The sequence below is a fragment of the Clostridium rhizosphaerae genome (assembly GCF_016765585.1).
Classification (GTDB): Bacteria; Bacillota; Clostridia; order Clostridiales; family Clostridiaceae; genus Clostridium_AT; species Clostridium_AT rhizosphaerae.
On the sequence record NZ_JAESWC010000002.1, the window covers coordinates 800,544 to 814,536 of the forward strand.

Consider the following 13,993-nt stretch of genomic DNA (forward strand, 5'->3'; position numbering starts at 1 on the left):
AAAGAAAGTGCAAAAAGTGAATCGTTACATACTAAATAATTTTAACTATAAACTTATATGGCTTGTACTAAAATTGTGAATGTAATCATATTATTAGATAAAGAAGCTTCTTTAAATGAAATGTTTTGGTGGTGCTTTAGAATGATAGAAAAAATGGCTCCTAAACTTGCTTCCTTCATTTGTACCGAAGCTTATGATAATGCTAAAGACAGAGCTAGAATTCAATACGGCTTAAGTATACTTTTAAGTGAAGGATTCAAAATTATCTTTCTTTTACTGTTTTTTAATCTGGTACATAGTCAGAACTACTTCTACTTTTCACTGCTAATACTGCTTACAACAAGGGTATTTGCAGGTGGAGTACACGTAAAGGGAACCTTGAACTGCCTGATTTTAACAACCCTTCTCTTTATATTTACAAGTGTTCTTGCGCCCATGGTCCCTGGTTTTTCTGGGGCAGTCTATATATTTATTGGACTAGCCTGCTTTATTATAGCTCTCTCAAGAGCCCCAATTTGCAGCGTAAGAAGACCAATAAAAGACAGTAAAAAAAAGCTGCAGTATAAGCTTACAGCAGCTCTGTCTATAGTATTATGGACCATTATTTTATTGTTTATAGAAAGCATACCATATAAAAATGCTGGTTTCAGCACATTATTTATTCAAACAATACAGCTTGTATTGGTTAAAAACAAATCTAAATGACCTATTTGGGGAGGTTAAAGGTCTAAATGACCTTTAACGAGCAATTAGCGAGCGGGAGCGAGTAATCTTTAATTTCTCAGTGTTCCGACTAAAAGGAGGTAAAAGTCCTAAATGGACTTTTACGAGTAATTTTCGAGCGGAGCGAGAGTCTTAAATTACTCGGTGTTCCGACTATAAGGAGGAAAATCATGAAAAAAGAATTTAAAAACTTAAAAGGAAAATCAATATTGTGTGCTCTTTGCCTTGCTGTAACTACATTCTTTATGCCTTTTTACGGATCTTTCATCTTCCTCGGCGAACCTGAAATACCAGAAATATTAAAAGAAGAATAATTAATTTATGTTAATTTGATACTGAAAATTGTATAGTTATTTTCAAAGGATAGTTGGATTTTGCCGCTGCAGGATTCAACTATCTTTTTAACATTATAAAGCCCATATCCCCTGTTTTCACCTCGTTTAGTTGTATAGCCTGCATTAAAAATTTTGCCAATATCATTTAACTCTATTCTATCTCCTGTATTTCCGATTTCTATAACACAATTTTCTTCGAGGTACCCTATATTTAAAAATACTTTTTTAGGATAATTTTCAGAATTTAAAACAGCTTCAAAAGCATTATCCAATAGATTGTTCAAAACTTCTGAAAGCTCATGATCCTTAAATGGAAACCTTGAATTACTCTGTATAGAATAATCAAATTCAATATTATTTTTAGCTGCTTCATTTATCTTATTATAAATAATAGCTGTGACTACGGAGTTGTCAATCTGAAGTACCTTCTCCATATTTTCCAAGGAAATATTGACCGAATTCATATATTGGCTTATAGTTTCCTTCAAATTTCTTTCATCAGAAATCATAACAAGACCATAAATAGTGTTTAAATGATTTTTGAAATCGTGCTGTCTCCTTCTCACATCCTCTAAAAGCTCTGATATCACCGGTGAATACTTTTCATATTCCTCTACAGATTTCTTTATCTCGCTGCTTTTCATATGGTATTCTAAGAAAAACAAGTTAGCTAAAATCAGAACTACAGGAATTATAAGATACATGGCAATTTCGTCAAGGAACTGGTGCCTCTTAAAACTCCAAAGCCATCTCGCCGCAACTATGTAAATAAAAAGATTCACTGAAAAAAAGTAAATTTTTGAACTTTCCTGTTTGAAAAAAATTGATAACCTGCCGTAAGATACATATTTGTAAGTACAAGAGCTTAAAATTACGCAAATAAAATCAGCTATAATATAATATGAAAAGTCATCCTTTAGTAAAAATGCCGGTATAAATAATCTAAGTATAATAATCACTGCAAGCTGCATTATACTTGAAATGGCAAGCACAAGCCCGAATTCAAGAAACAGGTATTTTGTGCTTTTTTTAAAGATTAGCTTTATAAATAAAAATACAACTATATAATTAATCAAAGATTGCAAAGGAGGATAAATATAATTTGTAAGAACAACAACTGAAGATGTACATATAACAATGAAAATACTTTTAAATAGTCTCTTTTCATATTTTTTGTTAAACATATTCCACAGCAGCATAAAACTTGTTAATTCTAAGAAAATAAGTATGAATATCTTATATCCTATCATTTATATCCCCGCCTATAGCATTATTAAACCTTTCTATTATACATTTCTTATAATTGTTTCCTAATAATGCGGTATCAGTAGTATTATAAAAATAAATCTTATAAGAGGTTTTATCAGTTGTCTTTTCAATCTTGTTTATATATTTTACATTAACTAAATAAGATCTATGGCTTTGAAGAATATTCTTATCATTTATCATTGAGTTTAATTTTTTAAGTGATAAATAATCTATTGTAAAGGAACCATTTATAGTATGTATTATTGAAGTTCTAATAAAAACTTCCACAAAAATTATTTCGCTGACAAATATTTTTACCTGTATGTTTTTCACATTTACAATTATAAAATTCTCTCTAATTTCGGTAGCAGCAACCTGCGCCCTGTCATCCGAGAGCAAAAGCTTAGTGATTTTTTGAATATTTTCCTTATTATAAGGCTTTAATATATAGTCATAACAATGTATTTTTTTAAAGGCAGGAAGCATATAATCCTTATAAATTGTTACAAATACTATCCAGGTGAGCTTGTAACCTTCTTCTTTTCTTATTTCTTCTGCAAATTTAAGACCAGATTCATTTTTTAGACTAATATCTATATAGAAAAGATCAATCCTCTCAGTGAGTGCTGCTTTCATAGCTTCAGCTGTATTGCTGGCTTCATATACTTTATACACGTCACTTGATTGTTTTATAATTTCGGACAGGGTTTTCAACTGAATACAATCATCCTCTAAAATCAAAATATTGTACATATAGTTATCAGCCCCTTTTAGTGTTATTTATCTTAAATTACTATTCTACAAATATTTGGAAATACCTTCTTTCAAATTAACGAATCTAATAAAATAAAATAGTTACAGATATTAATGACAAAAATTGGGTCTTTTATGTATTATGTTATATAATACATAGAAATATATGTTACAATTATTGTACACACATATATCATTTTTTAATTTTATCCTTATAATGAGCGGATTGCATACCATATATTATTAAGGAGAGTGATATTGTGAATTTGAATTTTATTATTACTGTATTATGTGTCACAATGCTGGGAATTGTTGCAATGCTGTTTGGCTTTTGTTACAGACAGGAAATAATGAAGGCGTTGTTTCAATCAAAAACAACATTAAAAAAGGATGAGTTATCATCTGAAATCACATTAAATTTAGATAAAAAAGAAAGCAGCAAGTAGCTCTGCCAAGCTTCTTACTGCACTTAAGTAAAATAATATTCGTGTCATAAGCTAATTGCTTAATCCGCAATCCGCTCACTTAATTATTATAACACAATCACTTATAAAAGCTCAATAGTTATTTTGAAAATAATGTAATTAATGTTAGCGCTTACATCTACTTGTAACTTTAAAACCACTCTGCCATCACTTTTAATACTACTGTGATTTCTTTGCTATTATAATATAATTGCAGTACTAAAATAACACGAAAAATATTTTCAAATATATTTACACATTATGGAAAATACTTTATAATAACTTATATAAGGCAACCGTAGTACTAGCACTATTAGAAACTGATACAGCTAAAATTTATATATTAAACGGCGTGTTATTGAGTAAAGTCAAGCATGAGCCAAAAGGATACCTGTTATCCTTTTGGCTCTTTTTATTTTAAATATAAATCAAACCTGCGGGTTGATAATATTAAGATGGTCTAAGGAGGATTTAATACAATGTCAAATTATAAATTAAATACCGGATAATTTATGCAAAGATTAACTCTAAACACCAAAGCACCTTTGTCAGGCTCTAATTACAAATTTATATTTAGAGAAAGAGGGATAAACATGAATTTAAAAATTAAATTAATATCGATTCTGACAATCTTTGCTATGCTGCTAACGTTAATTCCAAATATTCCTGTTTTTGCAGCTAATGGTATAACAAAGCTAATTGTACACTATCATAGATATGACAATAAATATTCAGGAAACATAGAAGCTGCTGCTTTAAATAATAATGCAGCAGGTACAATATCAGAAAAAACTACTGATGAGTATGGCTTAAAGATGACTTTTAATTTCTCCGGTTCTTCCAACGATGCGTATATAGGCTTTACGGTTAAAGAGGATAGTGTGTTTCCAAAGGATAAGAAGTATGTAAGAGCAAAAGATGGTCTGGCAGAAGTATGGCTAATTGACGGTGATGCCCGTACGTATAATTCACCACAGCTTATAAATTCAAATCTCATAGTAAAAAAGAACAATAAAAGTTACATAGCAGTTGAAGATTCAACAAATCTTCTAAATCTAACTTATAAATATGGAAAAAATGGATATATGTTTGATGGTGCTGCAATAGGTACTGTTGATATATTAACTATATATCATGATAAAGATTATTTTGAGATAAATATAAACAGTAATAGAATAGGTGCAAATGTTACAACTAATATGCTAAATTATTATACTGACGTAGTTTTCAATGATGTAGATGGTTTTATGCAAAACAATAAATATTATTTATCACTGCCTTATATTGAAAGACTATTTCAGATAGGGACATTAACTATTAATAACAACAGCTACCTTCTTAATAGGCAGAACTCAGCCTATGACCAAATAACCGCTGCTGCTGTCCCGGAGCAGGTTGGCTTTAATTCAGAAAAACTAAACAAAATTGATGACTATATCAATAAGGAAGTAAATCAAGGTTTCCCTGGAGCTGCAGTAATCATTGTCAAGGACGGTAAGATTGTAAAAAATACTGCCTATGGTTACTTAAAGAAATATGATACAGCTTATGTAGACGGAGCTTATCAGCCTGCTCAGCTTTTACCACAGTCACAATGGGAAAAAGCCTCAGTCAATTCATTATGGGATTTAGCATCAAATACTAAAATGTATGCGACCAACTATGCAATACAAAAGCTTGTGTCAGAAGGAAAGTTAAATCTTGACCAGCCTATAAGCACTTTCCAGGGATGGCAGAATTACAAAGACAGCTATGTAACATATACCGGTAATTGGATTATAGGAAAAGGATTAACTAAGGCTGTAACCGGTAAGGAAACCGTAACTGTACGTGACCTTCTTCATCACAGTGGAGGAAACATTCCTGATCCTCAATATCCAAATAAAAATGTTGCCGGCGACTTATGGTATCAAAGCAGCGACTTTACAAGCCGTGCAAAAATAATTGATATTATATGTAAAACTCCTCTGCAATATCAGCCTAGAACAAGCATCAGTTACAGTGACCTTGACTTTATGATACTTGGCCTTCTCGTTGAACAGGCAAGCGGCATGTCTCTTGACAAATATGTTGAAAATGAGATTTACGGAAAACTCGGCTTATCACATACAGTTTTCAATCCACTCCAAAAGGGTTTCTCAAAATCAGAAATAGCTGCTACAGAATTAAACGGAAACACCCGCGATGGACATATTAACTTCGGGCTTATGGAAGACGGCTCACCAGTTAATATCAGAAAATATACGCTTCAAGGCGAAGTCCATGACGAAAAAGCATGGTATACCATGGGCGGAGTATCCGGTCATGCAGGATTGTTCTCTACTACAGGTGATATGGCTGTATTAACTCAGCTTATGCTTAATGGCGGTATTTATAATGGAACTCAAGTATTTACAAAGGAAGTTGCAGACCAATTTACAGCTCCATACAGCGTAGATCCAACTAAAGTGGATTCTTCTACCTACGGACTTGGCTGGAGATTAGCTTCAAAATCCTCTTCATACTGGTACTTTAATTGGGGACCTAGCAGAAGCACCTATGGTCATCAAGGTTGGACAGGTACTTTAACAATTATTGATCCAGTTTATAATATGACTATCACTATGCTTACAAATTTAAGACATTCAAGCATAATAAACAGCAAACTTGATTTTGATGGCTATAAAAACTACTCGATTGGTGACTTTGGTCCGATTACCGGTTTGATATATAACGCCCTTATGACAGATAAGACTCCTTTAAACAGTGTAAAATTATCCTTAGATAAAACAAACCTTGAAAGAAATCAAACTGCTAATATCAGTTTAACAGGCTTTGGCAAAGGAGGTACTCCAATAGACCTTACTAATGCAGCAATTAGTTACACCTCCTCAAATCCAAATACAGCCTCAGTAGAAAATGGTATTGTAACAGCTAAAGATACCGGTTCAGCAGATATTTTTGCATCGGTATCACTTAACGGAGTTACCGTAGAATCTAATAAAGCTAAGGTTGAAGTTACTACCAGCATTAATTCTATTAGAAGACTTATTGATGAATACCAGAAAAAAGGCGAGCTTACAAGCCCACTTCTGCCTCAGCTTAACAATAGCTTAGGTCAGGCTGAAAAATTTATAAATGACAAAAAACAAAAGCAAGCTGTAAGCCATATGGAGGATTTTATAAAGCATCTAAACAATTCCCCAATGGAAAATAATATTTCAAAACCTGCAAAAGACATATTAAATTCTGATGCAAAGGCTCTTATTAAACAATGGTCGTAATATAGTAAAAAAGCTGCCTGTGAAGCTCTACAGGCAGCTTTTACTTTCTATTTAACTTTTATTACAGCAGCTTCTTCCTTAGCTTTTTTATTTCCATAGCTTACGTCTATGCTTTCAACATTATCCATGTTTGTTACTATAACTGCTGAAGTAAGGCTCTTAGCCTTTTCTCCCACTACTTTCGTATCAAAGCTTATTAAAAGATCGCCTTTTTTAACCTTGTCGCCTTGAGCAACGTGAGCTGTAAAACCTTCACCATTTAAGGCTACTGTATCAATACCTATATGAACTAAAACCTCAAGTCCGTTATCAGTTGTAACAGCAGCAGCATGCTTAGTTGGGAATAAAACAGTTACCTCTCCGTCTGCCGGAGCGTAAACTTCACCTTTAGCAGGGATTATTCCGAAGCCATCACCTAAAAGCATTGCTGAAAATACATCATCAGGAACCTTATCTAATGAAACAACTTCACCTTCCATAGGGCTGTAAAGTGTATAAGAACCGGACTTAACCTTTTTATCCGCTGAAGTCACTGCAGTTTCCTTTTCATTAGCACTATCTTCTCTATTAGTTTGAAAAACACCACCCTTTGCTATAATAGCTTTCATATCATCTTTAATTCTTTCTGCTTCAGTTCCAAAAATAGCCTGAACACTGTTTCCTGCAGTTAATACGCCTGCAGCTCCAAGAGCTTTAAGCTTTCCTTGATCAACCTTTGAAACATCATTTAATGTAAGTCTAAGTCTTGTAATACATGCATCTAAAACCTGGATATTTTCTGAGCCTCCGATTGCTTCTAAAACTCTTGCAGCTCTTTCGGAACCCTTTGCATTTGTAAGTTCAGAAGACACTTCTTCCTCATCTTCTCTTCCTGGAGTCTTTATATTGAACTTTGTAATTACAAAATAGAAAACTACAAAGTAAAGTGCAAAGAATACAAGTCCAACTAACCACATCAACATTGGATGTCCCGCAAATTTAAAACCTAAAAGATAATCTATAAAAGATGCTGAGAAGGTGTAACCTAATCTAATCTTTAACAAACTTGTAACTATACCAGCTGCAAAAGCTGCCGCTACGTGGAATACAAATAAAACTGGTGCTACGAATATAAAGGAAAATTCGATTGGCTCTGTTATTCCTGTCAAGAAAGCAACAAAAGCTGCTGAAATCATCATACCGGATACTTTCTTTCTGTTTTCCTTCTTTGCAGCAGCTATCATAGCTAAAGCTGCTCCTGGAAGACCAAACATAAGTATTGGATATTCTGATGCCATAAATATTCCTGCAGTAGGATCTCCGTGGAAGAACCTAGCTGAATCTCCAAAGTAAGTTACACCATTTGAAACATACTGTCCAAATTGATATAAGAATGGTGGATAATACATATGATGCAGGCCTACCGGTATTAAAAGTCTCTTACCTGCTGCATAAAAAGCAGGTCCTAATACTGAAGTGGTTGCAAACTGGGCAAAAACATTTATTGCATTTTGAATTGGAGCCCATATATTAACACCAATGATTGCAAACAGCAAAGCTGCAAAAGAAGTTATAATTGGCACAAATCTTTTTCCGCCGAAGAAACCTAAAACCTGCGGCAGTTTAATATCATGGAACTTATTGTATAAATAGCCTGCAATTAAACCTATAATGATACCGCCAAATACACCCATATTTATGGTTGTGTTCTTCACTACATCAGCATAAGCAGCAGTTTTCATGAAATCTGAGAGCTGCATGCCCTTTTCAGCTGCAATCTTAGCAGCCATAGCAGCGGCAGCATTAGCACTGGCTACTTTAATAATACCTTCAAGAATAAGCTGACCTACTGTGGCAGCTAAAGCGGCAACTCCCTCGCCTCCTGAGAAACCAATGGCAACTCCAACCGCAAAAATCATTGGAAGATTGCTGAAAATTACATCGCCTGCCTGAGCCATATAAGGTATGTTTAAAAGGTCAGGCTGACCAAATCTTAGTAAAAGTCCAGCTGCTGGAAGTACTGAAACTGGCAGCATTAGTGACTTACCTATTTTTTGCAGTACTGCAAATAACTTTTTCACTTAAAAAACCTCCTTAAAAATTTTAATTAGTGGAAACAAAAAACAAAAACACGAGCAAAAAGGGTACACTTATAGCTATAATATAGCTATTCCCTTTAAGCTCGTGCCTAATTCAATAGTAACACTGCTTATGTTTCCGAAATTCTGCTAAGATGCAAGGTTATAAAACCTATCTCATCCTCAGGAACTTTAACAGAAAATAAATTTTCAATTTTCATTGCAACCTTGATTGCAATATCGTACTCATTATACAAATCTTTTTTTATGCTGTCAAGCAAGTAATTTTTTACAGTTTTCCTGCTCACTATTCTTTCAATCATAAAATTTATATGAGTTACTGTTCTTACATATTCTAAAGAATTCTTATCAAAATTCTTTTTTAAAAGCTTTGATATAAGTTCCATAACCTCACCTATTTTCTTTGTATAAGCAAGCGCACTTGTAACCTCCTGCTGATTTTCCGCAGCCTTAATATGCATACATATAAAACCTATTTCATCCTCTGGAAGTTCCATGTTAAACCTCGTATTTATCATAATCAAAGCCTTTTGTGCTAATATATACTCCACTGGATATAAAGCCATAAGTTCATGCAAGAACGGATTTTCAATCTTAACGCCCTGCTTTATTCTTCTAATTGAAAAATTAATATGATCCGGAAGAGACACATGTATAGCCTCGCTGAGCTTAACCTTTAGCTCCTTTTCGCATATAGATATTATTTCTTCGGAAATACCTACAATCTCACTATCTACATTCTCAAGAACCTTATTAAAGTTCTCTGTTGACTCTTGTGACTTTTTAACAAAAATATTTTCAACCTTATCCTCTGAAATAATTGAGCCTTTATTTATTTTGTACCCGATAGCCTTTCCAACTAGGACAAATTCTCTTTTTTCTTTTTCTGCAATTACAACATTGTTATTAAGCACTTTCTTTATCTTATATTTGTCCATAGTTGACCTCCTGACTACTTTATTAACGTTTAGTTATTATACCACAATGTATATAAAATTACATCATTCCCTGAATCAATCCGCAAGCCAGCCTTCTTCCAGAGCCTCCAGCGGGCTGTGTCTTATAGTCGTCCGGTCCTTCATGTATAATTACCGACTTCCCTATAACCTGTGAAACGTCAAATTTATTTGTAAAGAATATCATTCTTGCATAGCCGTTATTTGAAAAAAGAACAGGAAAATCTCCGGCATGATTGCCATGTGGCTGATTAGTTGGGTTCCAGTGTCCTCCTGCTGCTGCAAATGGATTTGAACTGCTGTCTACACTGCAGTCGCCATTTTCATGTATGTGAAAACCATGAGGTCCAACCTGTGGATTCCCTCCGGAAGCGCTCTTATAAGATGGCAGTCCATTTACTTCTACAGATACCTCTGTCCCACCTTGTACATCTGTAAAAATTACTGTTCCAGTTATACCTGATGCCAAAGGTCCTCCGGTAATGTACGCTACAGCCTTAGTAAACTTACTTTTTTGCCCTGCATCATTTCTGTATCCATAATAGTAATCATTGAAAAAAGGGTATTGATAATTCTCCAAATTCATTATATCCTCCAAATAAAATAATACAATTTATGTTATGCATATTTTACGTTAATAGTTACATCTGAACTATATAGGTTAAATTAATAAATTTTAAGTATGCAAAAAGAGAGAACGCCACGTTCTCTCTTTTGTATAGTATTAAAGTTTTATTGTCCTATTTCTTCTGTTATTGAAGCAGTAATATTTTTGTTATTTCTTCTTGCAATAATAGGCAGTATTAATCCAAGTCCAATTAAAACAACAGGAGTTACAAAATTAAGAGTTAACTGGAAGTACCATTGTGATGAATAAACTGGAATATTGCTCTTTGGAAACATACCCATAATACAAGCAAATGCAGTAAACACAAAGCACCATAACCCTATACCAACGCCTACTTTATCGTTTTTAACAAACTTATACTCTGAAGAGAACTTATGCTTAGCAAAACCTCTTACAGCCATATAAGCTGCAAATACCCATAAGTATCTTAAAGGCATAACTACAGAGTTTAAATCCAGAAGCCAGTTAAATATTGTGTTTATATCTCCCATACCAAAAGCAGGAAGCATAATTAATATACCAACTAAAACTGCAGTCATTTTGTATCCATTGATTGGAGTACCATGCTTGTTTACCTTAGTTAAGCTCTCTGGAATATATCTTCTATCTGAGTCTGCAAATAAAACCTTAAGTGGTGCATCGATAGAAAATGCCAGCGCTGAAATCTGAGCAAGCATGTTAGCAACTGCATATAGTATTAAGAATAAGTTTCCTAGACCATAATATTGACCAAGCATCTTAAAGGCATAATATTGACCGTTCATCTTTAAGTCCTTAGGAATATTATTAGCATCAAACATCATTCCCATTGCTACAGAACCTAAAAGTGCAGATACAGCAACCATTATAGCTAAAACTATCATTCCTTTTGGAAAGTTCTTTGATGGATTCTTTGTATTATTAACATAAGGAGATATTTTTTCACATCCTCCTACAGCAAACACTAGCATTGATATCGTAGTAAAGTATGCAAAATTAAAATCCGGAATAAAAGTCTTTGCAGTTATATGAGTTGTTGCAATCTTCATCCCAGTGATTTTTGGTGCTGTGATAACCATAATTATATATAATATAGACATTACAAAAGTTGCTGTTCCTGCCACTGTTCCAATTCTCTTTAGTGAATTTACTCCCTTTGAAGCAACCCATAAGAAGAAAATGAAAAGAACAAGTATTATTGACTGCAGAAGCAATGGATTTAAGCCTTTAATAAAATTTCCATTTTGGGTAAAAACCCATCCTAATGCAATAAGTATTGACTGAGGCTTTTGAGCCAAATATGGAACGTGGACTACCCAATAAGTCCATCCTGCAAGATAAGCAAGAAGAGGTCCCATGGAAGCTTTTATCCAAGTACTAACCCCGCCTTTCCCATCCTTAAAGGTAGATCCTAACTCTCCTACCATTAGTGCGTATGGAATAAAATACAATGAAATGATAAGTACCCATGAAACTATTACTTTTAAACCTTGATTTGCAAAATTGTTAACAACGTTACCAAATCCCCATACCATTACAAAGGCCATCAGGGCAAGGTTTTTCCAGGTAAGATTTCTTTCTGTGTTGTCACTCACGATTATTCCCCCTTTAAATAAAATTTAGTTTTTTGATTCTACAGCTTGTCTATCTTGAAAATTTGCTGCATCCATAATTAAAAATCACTAGCAGCTACTAAATATGTAAATTGCGCAATTCGACATATTTTTTATATAATTATTGCTAAATTATGTATCAATTAACACACTATTAACACATATTTGAATTTTATCACAATTTCTGAAATTATACAATATTTAATTAAAATTTTCGCAAAAATGTGTGATGTAAATTATTCACACTTTGCTTATTAGCAAGTTTTTATTCAATAGAAGCAGTTATCTTAATTTGCAGACAAATATTGTTAAATATAAAATTAAACAGAATATTAACCTAACTTACATCCGTAAGAATTGTATTATATTAAAATTTATGGTATACTCCTAATATAAAATTGCAAATTTTCTTTCGGTTGGACAGATTTATTAATATCTGATTCCGAGAAATTTGTTTCTAGGGTGGGAAACTCTTATTTGAGTTTCCCACCTTTTTTATTTTTTTGTTTGCCCAGTGTTTATTTTGACTAGGAGAATTATTATAGGGAGGTAGTAGCATGAATTTTAAAAGCATAATTATTTTTTACCTATTGCAGCATTAATAGTGGGATTTATTTACTTAAATGTTGTTTTTCCAAAGAGGCTTGAAAAAGAAGAAAAAGAAAAAAACGCAAATAAAAAATAAGTTTAATTTTTATTTATCTTTCAAATCATAATAAAGACACTGGGCGTGATTTGATTTTTATTAAGCATATAGGAGGTTTAAAACAATGCTCTACGTATTAATTTTACTTTTAATAATAACTTTTGTGCTGCCGATTGTATCTAAGAAAGTAGAAAAAAATCTTGAAGTTTTTCTATTTTTAGTGGGACTTGCAGCTTCTATTGCTTCAGGGGTTCTCAATAAAGAACTTTTGCTAAAGATTACCGAAAATAAATTCATGTATATAATTGCATTTGCGGTGCTTGTAGGTGGCTTTTTATTTAAAGCGCTGAACGAACGCATTGAAGGTGCAATAGAGTATGCTCTAAAGCGTATTCCCCTAAAAATTTTTATATTTCTTCTGATTGTAATTATAGGACTTTTATCAAGTGTTATAACTGCAATTATTGCAGCACTTCTTCTGGTTGAAATTGTAAGCATACTTCCAATCAGCAGAGCAAATAAAATAAAAGTCGATATAGTCGCCTGCTTTTCAATCGGGCTTGGAGCTGTATTAACTCCAATAGGCGAACCCTTATCTACAATAGTAGTATCAAGACTTGGTGTAGATTTCTGGTTTCTTTTAAAGGAATTCGGCGTTTATGTTGTACCGGGAATAATAATCCTTGGAATTATCGGTGCCCTCTTCGGAGCTCAGCAAAATAAGACTATAGACCACTCTCAGGAAATTACTATTGTAGAAACTACTTCAGTAATAATAATAAGAGCTCTTAAAATATTTTTGTTTATAATTGCACTAGAACTTCTTGGAGAAGGTTTCAAGCCGATAATCGATGCTTTTATACTGCCTCTTGATACACGTTATTTGTATTGGGTTAATATGTCCTCAGCTGTTCTTGATAATGCAACACTAGCTGCAGCTGAGATAAGCTCTAAGATGACTGAAACGCAAATTAAAGCTGTATTAATGGGACTTTTAATCAGCGGAGGAATGATGATCCCCGGAAACATTCCAAATATCATTTCTGCAGGAAAACTGAGAATTAAAAGCAGTGAATGGATTAAACTAGGAGTTCCTCTGGGAATAGGCATGATGATTGTTTACTATGTAATCATATTTGCAATATAATATTTGCTCTTGCAGCATTCTGTCTGCCAAATGAAGCTTTTGTACGGCTTTGTCTGGCAGTTTTTTCTATATAAAAGCAAAAGATATTGACTGGTTATGATAAAAAACATTATACTTATAGTGTATCATTTTGAAGTAAGACTAACATTCAGTCTTAACC

General features: G+C 33.2%; 11 protein-coding genes and 1 other annotated feature. Of the genes, 5 read left to right on the forward strand and 6 right to left on the reverse strand.

Going from position 1 to position 13,993, the window contains the following annotated elements; genetic code table 11:
- The first annotated feature begins 141 nt into the window (after positions 1–141).
- Both JK636_RS06990 and JK636_RS06995 read left to right on the forward strand, forming a co-directional pair.
- Entirely contained in the window at positions 142–705 is a 564-nt protein-coding gene (locus JK636_RS06990) for an accessory gene regulator ArgB-like protein (protein WP_202748116.1), read from the forward strand.
- Positions 706–893: 188 nt separating this feature from the next.
- Positions 894–1,037 carry a hypothetical protein gene (locus JK636_RS06995; RefSeq protein ID WP_021657651.1) on the forward strand — a complete coding sequence of 48 codons (144 nt, stop codon included), beginning with the start codon at positions 894–896 and terminating at the stop codon, positions 1,035–1,037.
- Positions 1,038–1,042: 5 nt separating this feature from the next.
- Here the strand turns inward: JK636_RS06995 and JK636_RS07000 are convergent, their stop codons facing one another.
- Positions 1,043–2,308, reverse strand: a complete 1,266-nt coding sequence (locus tag JK636_RS07000; RefSeq protein WP_202748117.1) for a sensor histidine kinase — start codon at positions 2,306–2,308, stop codon at positions 1,043–1,045.
- On the reverse strand, positions 2,295–3,059 hold the full coding sequence (locus JK636_RS07005) for a LytR/AlgR family response regulator transcription factor (protein ID WP_202748118.1): 765 nt from the start codon (positions 3,057–3,059) through the stop codon (positions 2,295–2,297). Before JK636_RS07005 ends, JK636_RS07000 begins: the two co-directional genes overlap by 14 nt.
- 260 nt (positions 3,060–3,319) lie before the next feature.
- Between JK636_RS07005 and JK636_RS07010 the strand changes: the two genes are divergently transcribed.
- Positions 3,320–3,505, forward strand: coding sequence for a hypothetical protein (locus JK636_RS07010; protein ID WP_202748119.1), 186 nt, complete (start codon positions 3,320–3,322; stop codon positions 3,503–3,505).
- A gap of 611 nt (positions 3,506–4,116) precedes the next feature.
- Positions 4,117–6,786 (forward strand): penicillin binding protein PBP4B, encoded by a 2,670-nt coding sequence (gene pbp4b / locus JK636_RS07015; RefSeq protein ID WP_202748120.1) that lies wholly within the window; start codon positions 4,117–4,119, stop codon positions 6,784–6,786.
- Positions 6,787–6,833: 47 nt separating this feature from the next.
- On the opposite strand, the gene JK636_RS07020 is transcribed toward pbp4b, so the two are convergent.
- The 4 genes from JK636_RS07020 to JK636_RS07035 form a co-directional block, all read right to left on the reverse strand.
- Positions 6,834–8,801 carry a glucose PTS transporter subunit IIA gene (locus JK636_RS07020; RefSeq protein ID WP_202748778.1) on the reverse strand — a complete coding sequence of 656 codons (1,968 nt, stop codon included), beginning with the start codon at positions 8,799–8,801 and terminating at the stop codon, positions 6,834–6,836.
- Positions 8,802–8,974: 173 nt separating this feature from the next.
- Positions 8,975–9,802 carry a PRD domain-containing protein gene (locus tag JK636_RS07025; RefSeq protein WP_202748121.1) on the reverse strand — a complete coding sequence of 276 codons (828 nt, stop codon included), beginning with the start codon at positions 9,800–9,802 and terminating at the stop codon, positions 8,975–8,977.
- A gap of 58 nt (positions 9,803–9,860) precedes the next feature.
- Positions 9,861–10,406, reverse strand: coding sequence for a superoxide dismutase family protein (locus JK636_RS07030; protein ID WP_202748122.1), 546 nt, complete (start codon positions 10,404–10,406; stop codon positions 9,861–9,863).
- A 146-nt stretch (positions 10,407–10,552) separates the two neighbouring features.
- Complete coding sequence (locus tag JK636_RS07035; RefSeq protein WP_420839269.1) at positions 10,553–12,025, reverse strand: amino acid permease; 1,473 nt, start codon at positions 12,023–12,025, stop codon at positions 10,553–10,555.
- Positions 12,026–12,454: 429 nt separating this feature from the next.
- Positions 12,455–12,512 (forward strand) — a sequence feature (sodium ion sensor (DUF1646 type); this cis-regulatory element may regulate processes involved in with the transportation of sodium ions).
- Positions 12,513–12,810: 298 nt separating this feature from the next.
- Between JK636_RS07035 and JK636_RS07040 the strand changes: the two genes are divergently transcribed.
- Complete coding sequence (locus tag JK636_RS07040; protein ID WP_202748124.1) at positions 12,811–13,833, forward strand: DUF1646 family protein; 1,023 nt, start codon at positions 12,811–12,813, stop codon at positions 13,831–13,833.
- Positions 13,834–13,993 lie beyond the last annotated feature (160 nt).